This is a genomic window from Rhodoferax sp., assembly GCF_013297935.1.
Taxonomy (GTDB): domain Bacteria; phylum Pseudomonadota; class Gammaproteobacteria; order Burkholderiales; family Burkholderiaceae_C; genus Allorhodoferax.
The window spans coordinates 34867-55736 of record NZ_JAAFIX010000015.1; the positions used below are offsets into that span (position 1 = coordinate 34867).

Below are 20870 nucleotides of genomic sequence, written 5' to 3' on the forward strand. Positions count from 1 at the left end.
AGCGCAATTTGATTACTAAATGCCTTGACGTTCTATTGACTCAAGCGTGATGAGTAGCGACACACCACTTGGTCAAACCACGTCTGCGAAAACTCTGCCATCGAATTAGTCGCTGTCCAAGAGGTACGTTCGATAAAACCTGCATAGTCGCCGGCTGAACGACCGTAAGGGGGGAGGGACCACGCTGGCGAAGGGGCGGCGCTCACATGGTCTTCTACACGCGATATCCATGTTCCAAAACGCTCTTGGTAGAACAAGTACATCGAGTCCCCTAAATTTTCCGCGGTGAGCATAGGGCAATCACTGGCATCAAACCAGATCTCTTCAAGAGCGGCAGGCACCTGACTCAAAAAGCGCAATCGGCGCACACGCCAAACCTTGCCAGTCGGATTGCCCCCAAAAACGGGGACATGCTTTGGTCTGTCTAGTTGGCTGACATCCAGGATATGTGCTGTGGGCAAGCCGGGGCCCGTGTGCAACTCAAGCCGGAAGAGCTCATAAATTTGCTGGGTACCAGCCACTTGCTTGACGTAAGTCCCAGAGCCCTGTTTGCGCTCCAAAACGCCTTGTTCCGAGAGGAGCGCTAGCGATTTGCGCAGAGTGCCCACGGCCACATTCAAAGTTTCCGATAGCTCTGCTTCTGTGGGGAGGCGTTCTCCTTCGCGCCAATAGCCTGCTTTGATCTGGCGGGCCAAGAGTTCAGCGATCTGCAGGTAGATAGGTAGCGGCTTGGCAGGTATGGATTCGGGCATGTCCCGCAGTATGACAAATGCCGCTTGCGTCGGTGGAAACCCTCATCTGAATCTCAACGAATTCATATACTATTCATTCATGTACAAAGCGAGGTGACTCATGAGCGTTGTTCCCATAAAAGGCGCAGACATTCAAGGCGCGGAGGTGGCTTGGTTTGCGCCACTGTGTTCTGATGACTTCCGGGTATTGGGCGTTCCTGACGGGCAGCTGCGGAGTAGTTGGAGTAACACCCGAGATATCGCGCTACGCGCCGATCAATTGGGCTTTCGCAACATTCTGTGCCCGTCGTCTTATCAGGTGGGGCAGGACACGCTGAGTTTTGTTGCGGCAATGGCGCCGCAGATCAAGCGCATGAATATGTTGGGAGCCATCCGTTGCGGTGAAATGCAGCCAGCCATGCTCGCACGCACGGTGGCAACCCTCGATCACATGTTGGAAGGTCGACTGACGCTGAATGTGATTTCGTCCGACTTTCCGGGTGAAACTGCCGACAGTGCCTACCGGTACCGGCGGAGCTGGGAGGTCGTAGAGATTCTCAAACAGGCATGGACTCAAGACACGATCAACTACGAGGGGCAGATTTACAACATCAAGGGCCTTTCCACAGACCCGGTGCGCCCTTATCAAACTGGCGGTCCTTTGCTGTACTTCGGTGGCTATAGCCCTGATGCCTTGGCGCTGTGTGGAGCCCATTGCGATACCTATTTGATGTGGCCTGAACCCAAAGAGATGTTGGCTCAGCGCATGCGCGATGTCCATGCCCATGCGGCTCAACATGGCAGGAAGTTGGACTATGGGTTGCGAGTGCACATGATCGTGCGCGATACCGAAGCCGAGGCACGCGAGTATGCGCGGGAGTTGGTGTCACAGCTCGATGACGACAAGGGACGCGAGATTCGGCAACGTGCTCTAGATGCCAAGAGCTTGGGCGTTTCTTTGCAAAGCGCAAACCGTGAGATCGCCGACGAAGAAGGCTATATCGAGCCCCATTTATGGACCGGAATCGGCCGTGCCCGTAGTGGCTGCGGTGCTGCGTTGGTGGGTAGTGTGGACCAGGTGCTGAGTGAAATCCACGAGTATATGAAGATGGGCATTCGCGCTTTTATCTTCTCAGGCTATCCACATCTCCAGGAGTGCGAGATTTTTGGTACCAAAGTCTTGCCCCAACTCCGCACCGTGTCGTTGGCACAAGAGTACGGTCGCGTTCCCTCTCAAACACCCCCCACTCCTCTCGGGGTTGGCGTGCGCCGGTAACCCCTTTTCTATTTTCAATATTCTTATGAACCGTATTACCTTGCCCAACTCCCGAACCCTAAGCCATATGGCTTACGGTGTTTGGCGCCTCTCAGATGCAGAGGACACCAGTGTGACTGCCACTTTGGGGCGGATTGATGCATGCCTTGCCCAAGGCATCACCACCTTCGACCATGCCGATATTTATGGTGACTACCGCTGTGAGGCACTATTTGGGGAAGCCATCAAGGCGCGCCCCAGCCTGCGGGATGCTATCGAGGTGGTGACCAAGACGGACATCATGCTTCTGTCAGCACAATGGCCAAACACTCGCGTGAAGCACTACGACACCTCCCCCGCCCATGTGCTGGCGAGCGTGGACAGGTCTTTGCAACGGATTGGGGTTGACGTCCTGGACCTGCTGCTGATTCACCGGCCCGACCCCCTGTGCGATGCAGATGAGCTAGGTGCGTGCTTGGATGGCCTTGTCGATTGCGGCAAGGTGCGGGGTATCGGTGTTTCCAACTACATGCCCTGGGACGTGGATTTGTTGCAGTCACGCATGAAGCACCGCCTTCAAACCAACCAGATTGAACTCAGTTTACTGTCAACTGCACCGTTTACCAACGGCCAGATTGCCCATGCGCAGCAGCACAAGATGCCCGTGATGGCGTGGTCCCCCTTAGGGGGTGGCAGGCTGCATTCGCAGGCTCGTCAGGCAGGAACAGCCGCAGCCCGTTTGTCACCCATTTTGGCCCGTTTAGCCCAGGCAAGTGGTACAGATACCACCGCTGTTGCGATAGCTTGGTTGATGCATCACTCTGTGGGCGTATTGCCGGTGATGGGAAGCAATCAGATACCGCGTATTGAAGCGTTCAACCAAGCGTTTACTGTTCCGATGGATCGCCAAACCTGGTACGAACTCTATGAGTTGGCCAATGGGCACGAAGTGCCCTGAGCGAATCACCAAGGGAGTCACTTTATGCGCCACGTACCTGAGACTTTGCCGGGCTATGTCCAAGCAACTGCGTCGTCAGATCCTGCAGATTTTCGAAAGGCACTTTCGTGTTTTGCGACCGGTGTAACCGTTGTAACTTCACGCTGGCAAAGCAGCGATTGGGGAATGACGTGTAACTCCTTTGCCTCTGTTTCTTTGGAACCTCGGCTGGTGCTGTGGAGTATCCGTAAGGCGGCCAGTAGCATTGAGGCGTTTACCCGCTCGGGCGGCTTTACGGTCAACGTACTTTCCCACGAGCAGGAACCGACCGCCCGACAGTTTGCGACTGGCGACATGGATTCCCGCTTTGCAGGTGTTCCTGTACAGCGTCAAGGTAGCGAGCGACTGTGCCTGACAGAAGCTATGGCCTGGTTCGATTGCTCGATTCATCAGTTAGTGGATGCTGGCGATCATCACATCCTCATCGGGCAAGTCCAAGACTTCGGGTGGCGCGATACCTCGGCCCTTGGCTTCTGGCGTAGCCAGTTCGGACACTTTCAAGCGAATACTCCATGATCCCCCTGTGGCTACTGTTCCTGCTGGTGGGCGCAGCAGGAGGCTTTACTGCGGGCCTGTTCGGCGTCGGTGGGGGGCTGGTGATCGTTCCCACCCTCTATTGGTTGTGGCGCGAAGATCCATTGCTTGGGTCGCATGTGATGCATTTCGCGGTTGCAACATCGTTGGCCTGCATTGTGGTGACGTCGATCACCAGCAGCTGGACCCACTGGCGAGCCGGGCGCTTGCACTTTGATCGCGCACCTTGGCTCCTGGCTGCGGTGAGTACAGGAGCTTTATCGGCCGTCGTGCTCGCCCGCTGGATGTCTACGGAGTGGCTCAAGATGGCGTTTGGCCTCTTTGCACTGATGACCGGTTTCATCATGTGGCGGCAGTCCGCACAGCCGGCAAAGCGGCCGCGCCCATCTTCCTTTGAACTTGTGGTTGTGGCAGCCTTGATCGGAAATGTGTCCACCTTGCTGGGTGTGAGCGGTGGCGCGCTGACGGTGCCTTACTTTGTGCTTCGCGGATCCGATGTTCGCAAGGCGGTGGTGATCAGCTCAGCCTTAGCGATACCGATATCGACGATCGGGGCTATCGGCATGGGGATTACTGGTGCTAGTACCTCAGTCACCTGGGGCTATGTCCACGGTTCCGCCTTCGTGGGCATCAGTCTCGTGAGCTTGTTTTTTGCGAACTGGGGTGCGCGCATATCTCAGCGCATGGACAAACGCCGCCTGCAGCAGGCGTTTGCAGGCTTTCTGGCGTTAGTTGCAGCGCACATGCTGTTTTTCTAAGAGGTGATACTCGACAGCATGCGCTCGTAGTGACTACGCCTCAGCCCTTTAATCCGCCTTGCGTAAGCCCGCCTACTACGCGCTCCTGGAATGCAGCAATCAGCAGAGCAATCGGTACGATAGCCACTATGAGCGCCGCGGAAATGATGGGCCATGGGAAAGTGAATTCGCCTTGGTAGAGCGAAATACCAACGGGTAGTGTTCGTACTGCGGGGCTCGAGTTTAGTGACAGGGCCAATAGAAACTCATCCCATGCGTTAACAAAGGCCAGGATGCCCGCGGTGAATACACCGGGGGCGGCCAGGGGTACTACGACCCGCCAGAGTGCACCCATGCGTGTGCATCCGTCGATCATGGCAGCATTCTCCAGATCTCTAGGGATGCTCTGGAAAAAACTCACCAGAACGAGCGTGCAAACGGGTAAGTTCAGCACCACATAAGGGAGGATGAGCGCGGCGTAGGTGTTGAGCCATCCCAGCGCCCGCATGGTCTCAAAGATTGGTACCAGTAAAGTTACTAGTGGGAACATGCTGGAAGCCACGATGCAAGTCAGGATGAGCTGACGGCGTTTCAGGTTCAAGCGCGCAATGGCGTAAGCAGCAAATGCAGAGACGAGCAATGATAGGGCTGTGGCGCCTGTGGCCACAATGACACTGTTCTTTAAGTAGTGCAGCAGTGGCTGGTCACTAAATGCTTTGATGTAGTTGTCCATGGTGGGAGCATCTGGCCACCAGGTGATAGGCTTTTGCACCAGCTCTGTTTCCGTTTTGAGCGAGGTGAACAGAATCCATACAGCTGGAAAAAATCCGTTGAGCACCACAATGCCTGCAGCGATCCACCGTAACGCAGCGGAGCTCCAAATAGCCGGTGTTGCTTTGCTCATGACGCGTTCTTTCCAATGTGGTGCAAATAAAATCCAGACACTGCCAGCGAAATTAAAAACATGAACACTGCCAGGGTCGAGCCGTAGCCTATGTCGGAGTAGTCAATCGTGTACTTGTGAATCAACATCGCCAGTGTTTCTGTAGCTTCCCCCGGACCTCCGCGTGTCATGGTGTAGGGAATGTCAAATGTCTGCAGCGCGGTGATGGTGCGAAAGATCAGTGCCACGATGATGCTTGGCATCAACATCGGTATCGTGATTTGCCAAAACTGTTGCCATTTGCTGGCGCCGTCTACTTCTGCGGCCTCATACAACGAGCGGGGAATCATTTGCAAACCAGCTAGCAGGATCAAAGCCATGAATGACGACGTTTTCCATATGATCGTCAAACAAATGGCTGCAAAGGCCCAATTGGGCTTCAAGAGCCAGCTCACTGACTCAGTCATCAGGCCCAGGCGCAAAAACACGTCATTCACAATGCCGTAATCGGTGTTGAAAAACCAGGCAAATATCAAGCCTGCGAATGACAGAGGTAAGGCCCAGGGTAGCAAAAGGGATAGGCGCACAGGCCATTTGCGCTTGAAAGGCAGATTTGCCAGCAGTGCGAGCGCGAGTCCTGCAACCAGTGCGCCGGGAACGGTGATCACCGTGATGAGTAAGGTGTTTTTGGTCGCGTTCCAAAATTGAGGGTCTCGCCACACGTCGGTGTAGTTTAAGAAGCCGATGTAGGCCCCAGTCTTATTGATATCAAACAAGCTGTTGTAAACCAACTTGCCGATGGGATACACCACGATCATCGTAAGCAACAAAAAGGCGGGCGCCAAGAGTAGGGCCGCCAGCGTTTTTTCACTCGGATCCTTGAGTTTGGAGAGCATTACGTGCACTTGGGGTGAGATTGCGGGAGAGTCTATTTCTCAAATGAGCCCCGGGTCATGAGGTCTGACCCGGGGCTCGGGCGGCACTCTCAATGTGACGCCTTGTGGTGCTGCGCGATTCAGCGCATCAATCGACTTACACGGGTGGCAATTTCGTCCACTCCGGCTTCTGGTGTTTTGGTACGGGCCAGCACTGCGCTAGTGGTTGTCCGGATGATGTCAGACACTTGTCCATAGTCTTCCACCATGGGGCGGCTTTGGGCACCCAACACCACAGGGAGTGCATCCTTAAACCAAGGGACTGCCTTATTAACGGCAGGGTCGCTATAGAGACTTTGGTAAACCGGCAGGATAGAGCCTTCGCGGGCTACAAATGCGCTGGCCTCTTTAGATGACAAGAACTTGATCAAGTTACCCGCCGCGTCCTTATTCTTGCCAAAAGCATTCATCGCCCATTGCCAGCCACCCATACAGGTCGCTGATTTGCCACCATTCATGGCAGGTAGGGGAATGACGCCGACATTGTTTTTGACTTTGGAGTCTGCATCGTCTTTGAAGCGGTCGAATGCAAAGCCCCAGTTGATGGCAAACACCACATTACCGGCTTTGAATTCATTCACGGTAACTGGGGTGGTTACTTCGGCTATGTTCTTTTTGACCACGCCGTCGTCCATCATTTTTAGCCACATTTTCAGGCCGTTCACTGCAGCGGATTTGTCGAGGGTGAGCTTGCCGGCTGCATCATTAAATTGTTTGCCTTGGCCCCAGTACGGCAATAAAAAGGTGCACACAGCACCTTCAATCGGTGCGCCTTGCAAGGACAAGCCCTGGAGGTTCGGGTTGTTTTCGGCGGCAGTGATTTTTTTCGCAGCGGCGCTTAGCTCGTCCCAGGTCTTGGGTTCTGCAATACCGTGCTTCGCCAGCAAGTCCTTGCGGTAGTACATAAACATGGAGTCACCCTGGCTGGGCAATGCCATGACCTTCCCATCAACAATGTTGGACTGCTGGTAGACCGGCAGGTAGTCGTTGCGCAGGCTGGCAGCTCCGCCCATGTACTTGTCGAGGGGTTCAATCCACCCCTTACTTGCATACTGTGCAGGATTCACAATATCGATCATGAAAAGGTCAATGGCGGAGTCTTTGGCGTTGAGGACAGTGCTCAGATACTGTCGCTGCAGTTCAGACGTAGCGCCGCCGGTTTCAATCTCGACCTTCACGTTCGGATTGACTTTTGTGTATTGCTCAAACAGCTTAGCTTGCAAGTCGGGCCGCTGGTTCGGACCGACAAAAACTCTAAGGGTGGTTTGTTGCGCCCAGCTCAACCCGGACAGCAGTGGGGCAGTCAAAGCTGCAGCGGCGAGTTTCAGGACCCATTTTTTGTTCATCGTTGTCTCCTAGCACGGTTGAAAATTACTCAATTATGTTGAGCGGTCGCAAATGACTCAGAGTGCTTTCCCTGAGTCCCCATCAAACAAATGCATCGATTGCGAATCCAGGTGTAACTGTTGCAGAGAGCCCGCAGGCATTTTGTAGCTGGCGGCGCAGCGTGCGACGAGCTCAACCTGACCGACTTGAAAAGTGACCAAAGTCTCGGCGCCCAGCGGTTCACTGATTACAACAGTCGACGGCACACTGATTTCACCCGGCATATTCCTCGGCAGCGGCGAGATGTTTTCTGGACGAATGCCGAATACATGTTTACTGCCGGCTCCAGCTCGTGCTGAGAGCATTGGTGGCAGTTGCACATAGGTACCACCTAAATCAATCGCTCCTCCCGAAAGGGTGCACGGCACCAAATTCATGGGCGGGCTGCCGGTGAAGCCGGCAACAAACTGCGCTGCCGGCTGGTTGTAGATTTCATCTGGGGTGGCATATTGCATTTTGTGTCCGCCACTCATCACCACGATCCGATCAGCCAGGGTCATGGCTTCAACTTGATCGTGCGTGACATAGATGATGGTGGCTCCCAAACGCTGATGCAGTTTTTTGATTTCACTGCGCATTTCATTGCGCAGTTGTGCGTCCAAATTAGAAAGCGGCTCGTCAAACAAAAACACTTTGGGCTGCCGGACAATCGCCCGCCCGATGGCCACCCGCTGTCGCTGCCCACCCGAGAGTGCAGCGGGTCTTCGGTCTAGCATGTGGTCAATGCGCAGTAGACGTGCAGCATCCATCACTCGTCGTTTGATTTCGTCTTCCGGTGTTTTTCGCAAGCGCAGGCCAAAGGCCATGTTGTCAAACAGCGTTTTGTGAGGGTACAAAGCATAGTCTTGAAAGACCATAGCGATGTCGCGGTGTCGGGGCGGTGCATCGTTGACGCGAACCCCATCAATCAACACGTCGCCGCCGCTGATGTCTTCAAGGCCTGCAATCATCCGCAGAAGAGTGGACTTGCCGCAGCCTGATGGCCCCACAAACACCACAAACTCACCATGGCGGATTTCAAGGTCCATCCCATGAATGACGGTCGTTTTACCATCGTAGTTTTTTTGAACGTTGCGTAGCTGGACTGAGGCCATGAGAAGAATGGAGCGACCTCTGAGTTTGATCAAAGAGCGCGTTGATGAGAGTGTGTAGGAATAATAGAGGACTTGTGGTTCTGAACGTCTTGGGGTTAATGCTTAGAGGAGAGTCCTTTCAGTGAAAAATCACCCTCTACAAGACTCATCGCCTGTCCGGTTCTCGCAGACTCTTGAGCTGCAAGGCCCATGAGCACTGCGGCTAATCCATCAGCGAGGCTGACTTCAATAACTCCTTTTCCGCGTACAACTGCATTGAACCGTTGGTGCTGATAGAGGGTAGATCCGTTGTGGTCACCAGCGGCTAATGCGACGGGGTCAACGGGTACCTCAAGCTCGCGTGGGCCTTTGGGATGACGGGGGCTGATGATCACTTTAGGAACGGGCGGGACACCCAAGTCGGCTGGCCAGAAGCGGCCTGGTCCGGGCACGAAACACTCTGCTTTCCCAAGAGGGCCCACTACTGTGATTTCTTCTTGGTAGCGCGAGCCTTCTGCGAACATGCAGAGTTCTAAGAGTGCACGCTGCCCGCCAGCGAAATCCACGACAACGTAGGCGTTGTCAAGAATGTCAGGCGTGCCATCAGGGTAGCGTTCGTCAAGGTGGTTGTGGTCAACGCCTGCCGATGCATAAATGCGTATGGGTTCACTACGCACCATGTGGCGCATCAAGTCAAAAAAGTGACAGCACTTTTCGACTAGCGTACCACCGGTGTATCGGTTGAAGCGGTTCCAGTCGCCCACTTTGACCAGGAAGGGAAAACGATGTTCCCGGATGCTCAACATCGTCAAACCTCCGATGTCTTTCCCGCAATGAACCTCTTCAGTTAAACGGGCTACGGGCGGCATGTAACGGTATTCCATGGCCACCCAGACAGGCGCCGGATAATTCGTGATGAGTTCCGCAAGCTCACGCACATCCGAAAGCTGGGTACATGCGGGTTTTTCCAGGAGCACAGGTAGCGGCCGAATGGAGGCGATCAACCTGAGTTGGTCTGCATGGCAGTAATTGGGGCTGGCAATGAGCAAGCAATCAACATCCGGTGATGAGACAACTTCAGCGAGGCTGGCTGCCCGGAGCGCGCCTGTTGTCAATGCCAAGCTACCGGCTGCCATAGCATCATCAGGCTCAAAAATTCGCGTGACTCGTGCACCCGGCAGCAATGCAATATTGCGCAAATGCTCCTGCCCCATCATGCCGCAGCCGATGATGCCGTACCTGACTTCTTGGGTGACGTTATTCATTTGGATACTTTCTATGGCGAGACTTTGACTGTGACATTACGTTTGATGAACAAGCGCCTACTGTCTGGCGTTTTAGTTGATCCCCAGGGGAATTACTCTGCGCAACGCAGACTATGCGACACAGGTTCACAAAAACGTGAAGATCATGTGTAGGAATAATAGAGGAATTGACCTCGTTACCCACTCGGGGTTAATGCGGATGTCTGCCCGCACTGAATAGCGTTCGCTTAGTCCTTGTGCCTGCGGATGGCGATGTAGCCCGCAATCAGGGTAAAGGTCACCACAATCGCCACCACCCACCAAAATCCATGCGGGTGCTCTGCCAGGGGCACGCCACCGACGTTCATTCCCAGCAGGCCGGTAATGATGTTGATGGGCAGGGCCAGTACCGTCACGATGGTCAAGACAAACAGGCTGCGGTTGTTGGCCTCGGCTACGCGGCCTGCAATTTCTTCTTGCAGCAATTTGATGCGTTCTTGCAGCGCAGCCATGTCGCTCAGCGCCACGTTGAATTCTTCGGTGCTTTGGCGCAGGTCGCCAATATCGTCTTCGCTGATCCAGTCGGGTGGCTTGCGCAGCAGGCGGAACAGGGCCGCCGGCTCCGGGGCCAGCAGGCGCTGCAAGCGCACCAGCAAGCGCCGCAGCGCACCTAGGTTGGCGCGCTTGGTCTCCAGCCGACCGGCGAGCAGCTTGTCCTCAATGTCATCGACCCGCGCAGTGGTGTTGCGCACGATCTGGATCAGCACATCGCCCTGGTCGTGCATCAGGTGCACCAGCAAGGCAACGGAAGACATCAGCTTTTCGCCCCGGCGCACCGCATCGCGCAGGCGGTCAATGGAGCGCAGTGGCTGCAGCCGCGCGGTCACCACCAGGCGCGGCCCGACCGAGAGCCACAGGGTGGCAATGTCGCTGGGCTCAAACGCGAAGTCGTAGTGCACATCGTTCACGACGGCAATGAGGGTGTCGTCGTCCAATTCCACGCGGGTGGAGCGGGAGCCATCGGTCAAGGACTCATGAAACAGGTCCGAGAGGCCCAGGTTCTCCTGAATCCACTTGGCGCTGGCGGTGTGGGATAAATTGAAGTGCAGCCACACAAAGCCCTCGGTGGGGCTCGGAGTGGCCCGCAGCCACTGCAGCGCCTGCGCCGTGCCGACCGGAGTGCCCGTGCCGCTGGCATCGAAAGTGAATCCGTAAATCAGGCCACTGGGGTCAGCGCCATAGTTCTGGGCGTTAGGTGTCATTGGCGGGGCTTAGCGAAAGTGCGTTGCGGGGCAGGCGCACATGGTAGTGCCCTCGTGTGTCCATGCCGTGTTCAGGTCTGCGCGCCCTCGACCAGAAAGCGCACCCGGCGCATGCCATTCCATTCATCAGCATCCAGCCGGAAGGCCAGCGTGACCTTCTGGGGCAGGGGTTCTGTGTGGCCGAACCAAATGCCGTCCACCGGCTGGCCCTGGTGCTTGAGCTTGAGCGAGAGGTGCTTTTCCCCCACCAGGCGCTGCGACACCACCTCGACCTCCTCGCTGAAGGTAGGGGCGGCAAAGCCCTGGCCCCACACCTCTTTGTGCAGGGCGTCCACCAGCTCCACGCGGCGGTACTCTGCGGCCAGGGGGCCATCGGTTTCCAGGCGGCGGGTGAGGGTGGCCGCGTCCAGCCACTCCTGGGCTACCTCGTTCATGCCGTTCTCGAAGTCGTCAAAAAACTCCTCGGCCACGGTGCAGCCTGCCGCCATGGCGTGGCCGCCAAAGCGCAAGATCACGTCGGGGTAGCGTTTGGCCACCAGGTCCAGCGCATCGCGCAAATGAAAGCCCGGAATACTGCGCCCCGAGCCCTTGAGCTCGTGCTCCTTGCCCTCGGCGGCGCTGGCCGCAAACACAAAGGTCGGGCGGTGCAGCTTGTCTTTGATGCGGCTGGCCACAATGCCCACCACACCTTCGTGAAAGTCGGGGTCGAACACGCAAATGGCCGGGGGCGGCTCATCGCCCTCGTCAAACAGGCTCTCGGCAATGGCAAAGGCTTGCTCGCGCATATCGCCCTCGATTTCACGGCGCTCGCGATTGATGCTGTCCAGCATCTTGGCCAGCTCGTCCCCACGGGCCGGGTCGTCGGTCAGCAGGCACTCAATACCGAGTGTCATGTCACTCAAGCGGCCTGCCGCGTTGATGCGCGGGCCCAGAGCGAAGCCGAAATCAAAGGTGGTGGCTACTTCTGCTTTGCGTCCTGATGCTATAAAAAGGCTAGCTAGACCCGCAGGCATGGCGAGGGCTCGAACCCGTTTTAAGCCTTGAGCTACGAGGCGGCGGTTGTTGGCATCGAGCTTGACCACATCGGCCACGGTGCCCAGTGCGACCAGGGGCAGCAAGACATCCAGCTTGGGCTGGGTGGCGGCGTCAAACACACCCCGGGCTCGCAGCTCCGAGCGCAGCGCGAGCAGGGTGTAAAACATGACGCCCACCCCGGCCATGGACTTGCTCTCAAACGTGCAGCCCGGTTGGTTGGGGTTGACGATCACATCGGCGTCGGGCAACTCGCTGCCGGGCAGGTGGTGGTCGGTCACCAGCACCTGCAGGCCCAGTGCTTTGGCTCGCGCCACCCCGTCTACGCTGGCAATGCCGTTGTCCACGGTGATCAGCACATCGGCGCCGGACTTTTTGACCCGCTCACTGATGGGGGCGGTCAGGCCATAGCCATCGACCACGCGGTCGGGTACCAGATAGTCCACCTGGCGGCCACCCAGCAGGCGCAGGCCGCGCACGGCCACGGCGCAGGCGGTGGCACCGTCACAGTCATAGTCGGCCACCACGCAGAGCTTGAGGTTGTTGGTAATGGCGTCGGCCAAAAGCGTGGCCGCCCGGTCGATGCCGAGCATGCCCGAGGGCGGGAGCAGTTTGCCCAGGGCGTCGTCAAGCTCTTCCTTGCCGGTCACGCCGCGGGCGGCGTAGAGCCGTGCCAGCAAGGGGTGCAATCCGGCTTGCTCCAGCGCCCAGGCGGCGCGTGGAGGGATGTCGCGGGGAACAATTTTCATGGGTTTACAAGGTCCGCAGCAGTTCGGCAGGGGTAGGGGTGGTGAAACGGCGCTGAATGCGGTTCCACCAGGCCGTATTCTGCAGCTCGAAGCCGGCAGCCATGCGCTCGCCGCACAGGGTGAGCTCCAGCGACTGCCCCGCTTTGGCCTGGCGCAACAGGGTGGCCATCAGAGTGCTGTCGAGCTGTTGCCAGCCCTCAGCCCAGGCGTTCGCGTCGTCGCGCAGTGCGGCAGCCTCCAGGAGGTGCTGCACCGACATAGTGTCGGACTTGTCCATGGCGCCAGCGGGCAGCGTGCCCGTGCCACTGATCCAGAAGGAGTTGACCGTGGGCTTGCGCCCGGCGGCGCGGGCGTCGTTCACCGGGTGGCGGTAGAGCAGCATTTGCATTTCGTTTTGCAGGCGGCGCAGGCTGCGGGCCTGGGCTACACGCGGCATCCACTGGTCTACCTTGGCGCCGCACGCCCGCACCAGCGAGGCCGTGGGCAAATCCCGCAGGATGCCTCCCTGCGCCAGCCAGGTGCTGTGATTCAAGGGGTGCAGGGTGATGCCGTCTTCCGAGAAATAGGGCTGCATGGCGGCGCGTAAGGCGTCGATCTCATGGGCGTCCAGGGCCAGGGCGTCGGGGTGGTCCATGGCCACATGGTCGGCATTGATCTGCCAATGGCAGGGGGTGATCCAGGCCCAGCCGGTCTCGCCGAAGGACCGCGTCAGGCCCAGCTGGCGGGCATCCAGCGCCGCCCAGGGCAGCAAGCCGTCCGCTCCCGGAAGATTCAGGCTTTTTGCGTGCACCCGCTCATGCAGCGGGGAGAGCGAGTCTTCGGTACCCAGCAGCGGGGGGGTGGGCGTCAGGAGTTCCAGAAGCTCGGCCAGGTAGGGCAGTGTGAGCCGGGTCATCGCTTCCTGGCATTGGGGGCCTGCCGGTGCAGCAAAAGGGATAAGGGTGTGCATGCGCTGGATTGTCCCGCATGGATGCCACAATCCGCCGGTTGAAGCACTTTGTAACCTTCCATGCAACTCCCCTTTGAGCTGACGATCGGCTGGCGCTACACCCGTGCGGGGCGCGCCACCCGGCGAAACGGCTTTATTTCGTTTATTTCAGGCGTGTCCATGCTGGGCATTGCGTTGGGCGTAGCGGCCCTCATCATTGTGCTCAGCGTGATGAATGGCTTTCAAAAAGAGGTGCGTGACCGCATGCTCGGCGTGGTGTCGCACATCGAGGTGTACGCCGCCGACGGCCAGGCCCTGCCCAATGTAGCGACCACCCTAGCCCAGGCCAAAGAAAACCCCCAAGTGGTGGGGGCAGCCCCGTTTATTGCCTCGCAGGCCCTGATTGCGCGGGGTGAAGACATGAAGGGTGCCATCGTGCGTGGGGTCGACCCGGCGCTGGAGCCTGATGTGAGCGACTTCGCCACCGGCGCGCAGCAGCAAGCGCTGAACCAGCTGGTGCCGGGAGAGTTCGGTGTGGTGCTGGGCGGCGAGCTGGCGCGCAGCCTCGGGGTGCGGGTCGGGGACAAAGTCACCCTGGTCGCACCCAGCGGACAAGTAACGCCTGCCGGCGTCGTGCCGCGCTTGAAGCAAATGCAGGTGGTGGGCACCTTTGACTCCGGCCACTACGAATACGACTCCGCACTGGTGCTGGTGCATTGGGAAGATGCCGCCCGCATCTTCCGCCTGGAGGGGCCCAGCGGTGTGCGCCTCAAGCTCAAAGACCTGCACCAAGCCCGCGAGGTGGCCGACCAGCTCGCCCGCAGCCTGAGTGGCGACCTGGTGCTCCGCGACTGGACCCGCCAGAACCGCAGCTGGTTTGCTGCGGTGCAGGTCGAAAAACGCATGATGTTCATCATCTTGACCCTCATCGTGGCGGTGGCGGCCTTCAACCTGGTGTCGACGCTGGTGATGACGGTCACCGACAAGCGCGCCGACATCGCCATATTGCGCACCCTGGGTGCGAGCCCGGGCAGCATCATGGGCATTTTTGTGGTTCAGGGCGCCATGGTGGGCGTCATCGGCACCCTGGCCGGCCTGCTGTTGGGGCTGGGCGTGGCGTTCAATATTGATGTGATCGTCCCCGCACTGGAGCAGGCACTGGGCGCGAGCTTTTTGCCCAAAGACATTTACCTGATCAGCCGCATGCCTAGCGAGCCGCAGCAAAGCGATATCGTGCCGATTGCCCTGATTTCTCTGTTGATGGCGTTTGTGGCCACCCTCTACCCCAGCTGGCGCGCCAGCCGGGTGAACCCCGCGGAGGCCTTGCGCTATGAGTAACCCCCTGTCTTCTGTCGAGCAGGCCCTGGCCGCAGCGCAGTACCAGCAAGTGGCCGACCTGGCGGGCGTGCAACGGGCTGAGGCACCCTTGGGCGAGGTGGTGCTGCAAGCGCGTGGCCTGACCAAGCGTTTCCAAGAAGGGCGCCTGGATGTCACCGTGTTGCACGGTGTCGATTTGCAGGTCCACCGGGGCGAAACTCTGGCCATTGTGGGCGCCTCCGGCTCCGGCAAAAGCACCCTGCTGCACCTCATGGGCGGGCTGGATGCTCCCTCCAGCGGCAGCGTTCACCTGCTGGGGCAGGGCTTGGCAGCGCTGTCTCCTGCGGCGCAAGGGCAACTGCGCAACCGCCACCTCGGCTTTGTGTACCAGTTTCACCACCTGCTGCCGGAGTTCAGTGCGCTCGATAATGTGGCCATGCCACTGACAATTCGGCGTGTAGTCCCCGCAGAATCTGCGCAAGCAGCTACCAAAATGCTAGCACTGGTGGGGCTGGAACACCGCTTGAACCACCGGCCCGCCGAGTTGTCCGGCGGTGAGCGGCAGCGTGTAGCGATTGCGCGGGCTCTGGTCACCCGGCCCGACTGCGTGCTGGCCGATGAGCCCACCGGTAACCTGGACCGCAGCACGGCCGACGGCGTGTTCGAACTCATGCTGCAGCTCGCGCGGGAGCAGGGCACCGCTTTCGTGCTGGTGACCCACGACGCCACTTTGGCTGCGCGCTGCAGCCGCCAGCTGCGGCTGGTGTCTGGCCGCCTGGTGGACTGATCAGCACGCTTGCAGTTTTCTGACGATGTGGCTGCGCCAGCGCGCAGCCAAGGGTTGTCGCGGATTGGCCGCGACCGGGGTGGCACCTAAGCTCCCGCCAGCTTTGTTGGAACACACTATGAAAAATCGTTGGAAACTGCAGGCCGTTATGTGCTTGTGGGTCGTGGCATACGCCTTACTTCCCCAAGCGCAGGCGCAAGAGCCCAAACCTTTGTTGCTAGGCATCATTGGTCCTTTTAGCGGACCTTCTTCAGATTTCGGCAACCCCATGCTCAACGGCGCCAAGCTGGCGGTCGACGAAATCAATGCCGCCGGTGGCTACCTCGGGCGCCCCATTGAATTGGTGGTCAAAGACGACACAGCCAACCCGGACGTCGGCCTGCAACACTCGCAACAACTCATGCGCGAAGGCGTGGTGGGCACCATCGGCTTTTGCAACACCGGCGTGGCCATGAAGTCGCTGGAGGTGTACCAACAAGCCAAGAGCCCCTTGATCGTGCCCTGTGCCACCGGCAGCCCCATTACCGCCAAATACCCGGCGGCTGAGAGTTACATCTTCCGTACCTCGGCACGGGACGCGATCCAGGCCCCTTTTGTGGTGAATGACATCGTGGCGCGCGGCTGGACCAAGGTGGCCATCCTGGCCGACAAAACCGCTTACGGCGAGGGCGGCCTGGCAGACGTCACCAAAGCGCTGGCCGCCAAACAACTGCAGCCGGTGTATGTGGGTCGCTTTGACACCGGTGTGAAAGACCTGCAGCCCGAGCTCAAGGCCGCCCAGGCTGCCGGTGCCAATGTGGTGTTCAGCTACACGGTCGGGCCGGAAAACGCCGTTATTGCCAAGGGCCGTCAGGCCCTGAAGTGGAACGTGCCGCAAGTGGGCGCCTGGCCGCTGTCGTTCCCGTTTTTTCTTGATGGAGCGAAAGACGCCGCCGAAGGCGCCTTGATGGCGCAAACCTTTATTGCCGAGCCCAGTAACGAGCGGCGCATCGCGTTTCTTACCGCTTACAACCGCAAGTTCGGAACCCGCAAAATCGCCGTCCCCATGGCCGCTGCGCAGGCCTATGACACGGTCTACCTGTTGGCCTACGCGATCCTGTCTATCCGCAGTGGCGACCTGTCGGGCCCGTCTGTCAAAAGCGCACTGGAGAACCTGCCAAGGGTCTATTACGGCGTTACAGCCACCCACGAGCGCCCCTTCAGCCGTGACGATAAAGACGCCATCACCAGCAATATGCTGGTGATGGGTTTGGTCAAAAATGGTGCGATAACCTTCGCCTACCCCGAAGACCGCACCCGCAACCTTTTTGTCCAACGCAAACAATGACCCGTTTGATTCCGCCATGCGCTGGGTAGACACCCACGCCCACCTCGACGCACCGGACTTCGACCCGGACCGCAGCGCAATGCGGGAGCGGGCGCGCCTAGCGGGTGTGTCGCATTGCGTAATTCCAGCGGTAGAGCGCAGCAACTTTGAGACGGTGCGCTTGTTGGCCCACGCAGAAGGCGATAGCTACTGCCTGGGTATCCACCCGCTCTACGTGGCCGGTGCGCAAGATGCTGATCTACAGGCCTTGGATGATGCGCTGGCCACCCACGCCGCGGACCCGCGCTTGGTGGCGGTGGGCGAAATCGGGCTGGACTACTTTGTGCCCGCTTTGTGCAAAAGCCCCCTGCGCGAGCGGCAGGAGGCCGTGTACCGCCAGCAGCTCAAGCTGGCCCGCAAGCACAGGCTGCCGGTGGTGTTGCATGTGCGCAGATCGGCAGACCGCTTGCTCAAACATCTGCGGGAGGTCGCCGGGCCCACCGGTCGCTGGCAGGGCATAGCGCACGCGTTCAACGGCAGCGAGGTGCAGGCGGCCGAGTTCATCAAGCTCGGGTTCAAGTTGGGCTTTGGTGGGGCTGTCACATTCGAGCGGGCCCTGCAGCTGCGTCATCTCGCCACCACGCTGCCCCTGGATTCCCTGGTGCTGGAGACGGATGCCCCTGACATCCAACCCCACTGGCTCTACACCACGGCCGGGCAGCGTGCACTGGGTGTGGAGCAGGGGCGCAATGCCCCCGAAGAGTTGCCGCGTATTGCACAGTGCATTGCGGATCTGCGAGGCATACCTTTGGAAACGCTGTCGCAGGCGGTGCGGCACAACAGCGCGATGGCCCTGCCGAAGCTGGGGGCGCTGCTGGTATAAATCCCCATGGCACGAAAAGCACCGATCACCCTCCCCGAAGTCAATTTCTCTGAAGAAGGCCCCATCCGCCACCTGCATCTGGGCAGCGAATGGATACAAGGCTCCATGCTGGTGGACGCACCCACCGTACTGGTGCATGAGTACATCCAGCGCATGATGGCCTGGATGCTCTTTATGGACCCGCACTCACTCAAAAAGCGCCAGGCCCTGCAGCTGGGGCTGGGCGCCGGCTCGCTCACCAAGTTCTGCCACAAAGAGCTGAAGATGAAGACCACCGCCATTGAGCTCAACCCGCAAGTACTGCACGCCTGCCGCGGTTGGTTCAAGTTGCCCGCCGACAACGGCCGCATGCAAGTGGTGCTGGCCGATGCGTCTGAAGAAATCAAGCAAGACAAATGGCTGGGCGCCGTGGACGCGCTGCAGGTCGATTTGTACGACGAAGAAGCCGCTGCACCCGTGCTCGACAGCGCAGACTTTTATGCCGATTGCCGTGCCACGCTCACCGAAGAAGGTTGCATGACCGTCAACCTGTTCGGCCGCTCGTCCAGCTTCGACAACAGCGTCGACAAAATTGCCGAGGCCTTTGGTGAAGATACCATCTGGGCCTTCAAAGCCACCCGCGAGGGCAACACGGTCGTGCTGGCGCAGCGCACACCGAGTCGCCCCAAGCGCTCGGTGCTGATGGAGCGCGCTGAATTCATCCAGAGCGAGTGGGGCTTGCCCGCCGACAAATGGGTCCGCGTTTTTAAGCCGGTGAAATCATGAGCCCCAGTCACAAAAAGCCAGCTGCCTCCGCCGCAGCACACCAAGGCCCGGTGGACTGGCGTTTGCTGGTCGACTGGCTCAAGCAAGACAAGGTGATTTCTGAGGACGAGGCCATCCGCACCATTGCCCGGTGCGCACAGGCCGAAAGCGCGCAGCACCCGTTAGTGCGCCTGGCTGCGGTCTCCATGCGCCGCGCAGCCGACCAGAAGCCGCTGGACATTGAAATGCTCACCCAGTGGCTGTCTTTGCGGGCGGCGCTGGACTACTTGCGCATTGACCCGCTCAAGGTCGATGTGGGTAAGGTGGCCGATGCCATGGGCGCGGCCTACGCCGAGCGACACAAAATTCTGCCGGTGGTGGTGACTCCGAGTGAAGTTACCGTGGCGACTGCCGAGCCTTTTATTACCGACTGGGTTGCCGAGGTGGAGCGCCAGAGCCGCCGCAGTGTCAAGCGCGTGGTGGCCAGCCCGCAAGAAATCACCCGCTACACCGCCGAGTTTTATGCGTTGGCCAAGAGCGTACGCGCCGCCAGCAAATCGGGCGTGAACAACGGGGCCAGCTTTGAGCAGCTGGTGGAGCTGGGCAAGAGCAACAAGCAACTCGACGCCAATGACCAGGGCGTGGTGCAGGTGGTGGACTGGCTGTGGCAATACGCCTTCGACCAGCGCGCCAGCGATATTCACCTGGAGCCCCGACGCGAGCAGGGCGTGATCCGCTTCCGTATCGACGGCGTGCTGCACCCGGTCTACCAAATGCCCATGGGCGTGCTCAACGCCATGACCGCGCGCATCAAGCTGCTGGGCCGCATGGATGTGATTGAGAAGCGCCGCCCGCAGGACGGCCGCATCAAGACCCGCAACCCGCGCGGTGATGAAATTGAAATGCGTATCTCCACCTTGCCCACCGCGTTTGGCGAGAAGATGGTGATGCGTATTTTTGACCCCGACAACGCGGTCAAAGACCTCGACGCCTTGGGTTTCAGTAGCCACGACGCCACGCGCTGGGAGCAACTGGTCAAGCGCCCGCACGGCATCATTCTGGTGACCGGCCCCACCGGCTCCGGCAAAACCACCACGCTGTACTCCACGCTCAAGCGGGTGGCCACCGAAGAGGTGAACGTGAGCACGGTGGAAGACCCGATCGAAATGATCGAACCGTCCTTTAACCAGACCCAGGTGCAGCCTCAGCTGGACTTCGGTTTCCCGCAGGGGCTGCGAGCCCTCATGCGGCAGGACCCCGACATCATCATGGTGGGCGAAATCCGAGACCTGGAGACGGCCGAGATGGCCGTGCAGGCCGCGCTCACCGGCCACCTGGTGTTCAGCACCTTGCACACCAACGACGCACCCTCGGCGGTCACGCGCTTGATGGAGCTGGGTATTCCGCCTTACCTCATCAACGCCACGCTTCTGGGCGTGCTGGCGCAGCGCCTGGTGCGCACGCTGTGCAAGCAGTGCAAGGTGCGCGACGAAGATGCCAGCCGCGAGGCGCTGGGCGACATGGTCAAACCCTGGCAGATCAATGGGGGCTACAAGCCCTACAAAGCGGTCGGCTGTGTGGACTGCCGGATGACGGGCTACATGGGCCGCATGGGTTTGTACGAATTGCTTGTGGTCACAGAAGGTTTCAAATCGCGGGTGAGCGGTGAGCCGGGTATCGATGCCTTGCGCCGCCAGTCTATTGCCGATGGCATGCGACCACTCCGGCTGGCCGGAGCCCTCCGGGTTGCGGAGGGCGTCACCGTGATGGAGGAGGTGATGTCGGCCACACCACCGCTCAATGGTTAGAACGTTTTAATTTAGAGGCAGAATCGCCCGCTGGTTTAACTTGGAGACAGACAGTGAATATAAAAAGCCAAAAAGACTTTTTCTCGGGACTCATGTTTATCGTGGTCGGTGGCGCCTTTGCTATTGGAGCTAACGGCTACACCATAGGCACTGGAGCCCGCATGGGCCCGGGCTACTTCCCCCTGGTGCTGGGTGTATTGCTCGCCATCCTGGGCGTTGCCATCACCTTCACCTCGATGGTGGTGGAAACCGAAGATGGCGACAAGATTGGCCGCTTCG

General features: G+C 59.0%; 20 protein-coding genes. 11 read left to right on the forward strand and 9 right to left on the reverse strand.

Features of this window, described 5'->3' with window-relative positions; genetic code table 11:
* Nucleotides 1–32: 32 nt before the first annotated feature.
* A complete protein-coding gene (locus tag QZW03_RS15980; protein WP_296511022.1) occupies nucleotides 33–752 on the reverse strand; it encodes a GntR family transcriptional regulator in 720 nt (239 codons plus the stop codon).
* A gap of 100 nt (nucleotides 753–852) precedes the next feature.
* On the opposite strand from QZW03_RS15980, the gene QZW03_RS15985 reads away from it, so the two are divergent.
* Genes QZW03_RS15985 through QZW03_RS16000 form a run of 4 tightly spaced genes read left to right on the forward strand, consistent with a single transcriptional unit; the run spans nucleotide 853 to nucleotide 4275 of the window.
* Complete coding sequence (locus QZW03_RS15985) at nucleotides 853–2007, forward strand: LLM class flavin-dependent oxidoreductase (RefSeq protein WP_296511023.1); 1155 nt, start codon at nucleotides 853–855, stop codon at nucleotides 2005–2007.
* 25 nt (nucleotides 2008–2032) lie between these two features.
* Entirely contained in the window at nucleotides 2033–2944 is a 912-nt protein-coding gene (locus QZW03_RS15990) for an aldo/keto reductase (protein WP_296511024.1), read from the forward strand.
* A gap of 24 nt (nucleotides 2945–2968) precedes the next feature.
* Nucleotides 2969–3499 carry a flavin reductase family protein gene (locus QZW03_RS15995; protein WP_296511025.1) on the forward strand — a complete coding sequence of 177 codons (531 nt, stop codon included), beginning with the start codon at nucleotides 2969–2971 and terminating at the stop codon, nucleotides 3497–3499.
* Complete coding sequence (locus tag QZW03_RS16000; RefSeq protein WP_296511026.1) at nucleotides 3496–4275, forward strand: sulfite exporter TauE/SafE family protein; 780 nt, start codon at nucleotides 3496–3498, stop codon at nucleotides 4273–4275. Before QZW03_RS15995 ends, QZW03_RS16000 begins: the two co-directional genes overlap by 4 nt.
* Nucleotides 4276–4315: 40 nt before the next feature.
* On the opposite strand, the gene QZW03_RS16005 is transcribed toward QZW03_RS16000, so the two are convergent.
* The 8 genes from QZW03_RS16005 to QZW03_RS16040 form a co-directional block, all read right to left on the reverse strand.
* Nucleotides 4316–5158, reverse strand: coding sequence for a carbohydrate ABC transporter permease (locus tag QZW03_RS16005; protein WP_296511027.1), 843 nt, complete (start codon nucleotides 5156–5158; stop codon nucleotides 4316–4318).
* Nucleotides 5155–6033 carry a sugar ABC transporter permease gene (locus QZW03_RS16010; protein ID WP_296511029.1) on the reverse strand — a complete coding sequence of 293 codons (879 nt, stop codon included), beginning with the start codon at nucleotides 6031–6033 and terminating at the stop codon, nucleotides 5155–5157. Before QZW03_RS16010 ends, QZW03_RS16005 begins: the two co-directional genes overlap by 4 nt.
* A 119-nt stretch (nucleotides 6034–6152) precedes the next feature.
* The gene (locus tag QZW03_RS16015) at nucleotides 6153–7418 is read right to left on the reverse strand and encodes an ABC transporter substrate-binding protein (protein WP_296511030.1); all 1266 of its coding nucleotides are present in this window, start codon (nucleotides 7416–7418) and stop codon (nucleotides 6153–6155) included.
* A gap of 57 nt (nucleotides 7419–7475) precedes the next feature.
* Nucleotides 7476–8552: a sn-glycerol-3-phosphate ABC transporter ATP-binding protein UgpC gene (gene ugpC / locus QZW03_RS16020; RefSeq protein ID WP_296511032.1), complete on the reverse strand. Its 1077-nt coding sequence runs from the start codon at nucleotides 8550–8552 to the stop codon at nucleotides 7476–7478.
* Nucleotides 8553–8647: 95 nt separating this feature from the next.
* On the reverse strand, nucleotides 8648–9796 hold the full coding sequence (locus QZW03_RS16025) for a Gfo/Idh/MocA family oxidoreductase (RefSeq protein WP_296511033.1): 1149 nt from the start codon (nucleotides 9794–9796) through the stop codon (nucleotides 8648–8650).
* A gap of 227 nt (nucleotides 9797–10023) precedes the next feature.
* The gene (locus tag QZW03_RS16030; protein WP_296511034.1) at nucleotides 10024–11037 is read right to left on the reverse strand and encodes a transporter; all 1014 of its coding nucleotides are present in this window, start codon (nucleotides 11035–11037) and stop codon (nucleotides 10024–10026) included.
* A 71-nt stretch (nucleotides 11038–11108) separates the two neighbouring features.
* Nucleotides 11109–12818, reverse strand: coding sequence for a single-stranded-DNA-specific exonuclease RecJ (recJ, locus tag QZW03_RS16035; protein WP_296511035.1), 1710 nt, complete (start codon nucleotides 12816–12818; stop codon nucleotides 11109–11111).
* A gap of 4 nt (nucleotides 12819–12822) precedes the next feature.
* On the reverse strand, nucleotides 12823–13767 hold the full coding sequence (locus QZW03_RS16040) for a phosphoglycerate mutase (protein ID WP_296511036.1): 945 nt from the start codon (nucleotides 13765–13767) through the stop codon (nucleotides 12823–12825).
* Between the two features lie 60 nt (nucleotides 13768–13827).
* Here QZW03_RS16040 and QZW03_RS16045 point away from each other — a divergent pair, with 60 nt between their 5' ends.
* The 7 genes from QZW03_RS16045 to QZW03_RS16075 form a co-directional block, all read left to right on the forward strand.
* The gene (locus QZW03_RS16045) at nucleotides 13828–15084 is read left to right on the forward strand and encodes a lipoprotein-releasing ABC transporter permease subunit (protein WP_296511037.1); all 1257 of its coding nucleotides are present in this window, start codon (nucleotides 13828–13830) and stop codon (nucleotides 15082–15084) included.
* A 97-nt stretch (nucleotides 15085–15181) separates the two neighbouring features.
* On the forward strand, nucleotides 15182–15850 hold the full coding sequence (gene lolD, locus QZW03_RS16050) for a lipoprotein-releasing ABC transporter ATP-binding protein LolD (RefSeq protein ID WP_366481820.1): 669 nt from the start codon (nucleotides 15182–15184) through the stop codon (nucleotides 15848–15850).
* Between the two features lie 148 nt (nucleotides 15851–15998).
* Nucleotides 15999–17177: an ABC transporter substrate-binding protein gene (locus QZW03_RS16055; protein ID WP_296511045.1), complete on the forward strand. Its 1179-nt coding sequence runs from the start codon at nucleotides 15999–16001 to the stop codon at nucleotides 17175–17177.
* Between the two features lie 16 nt (nucleotides 17178–17193).
* On the forward strand, nucleotides 17194–18039 hold the full coding sequence (locus QZW03_RS16060) for a TatD family hydrolase (RefSeq protein WP_296511046.1): 846 nt from the start codon (nucleotides 17194–17196) through the stop codon (nucleotides 18037–18039).
* Between the two features lie 6 nt (nucleotides 18040–18045).
* On the forward strand, nucleotides 18046–18804 hold the full coding sequence (locus QZW03_RS16065) for a spermidine synthase (protein WP_296511039.1): 759 nt from the start codon (nucleotides 18046–18048) through the stop codon (nucleotides 18802–18804).
* A complete protein-coding gene (locus QZW03_RS16070) occupies nucleotides 18801–20591 on the forward strand; it encodes a type II/IV secretion system protein (RefSeq protein ID WP_296511040.1) in 1791 nt (596 codons plus the stop codon). The genes QZW03_RS16065 and QZW03_RS16070 overlap by 4 nt, the downstream gene beginning before the upstream one ends.
* Before the next feature lie 53 nt (nucleotides 20592–20644).
* Nucleotides 20645–20870: tripartite tricarboxylate transporter TctB family protein (locus QZW03_RS16075; protein WP_296511041.1), on the forward strand; the 226-nt coding region annotated here is incomplete at its 3' end.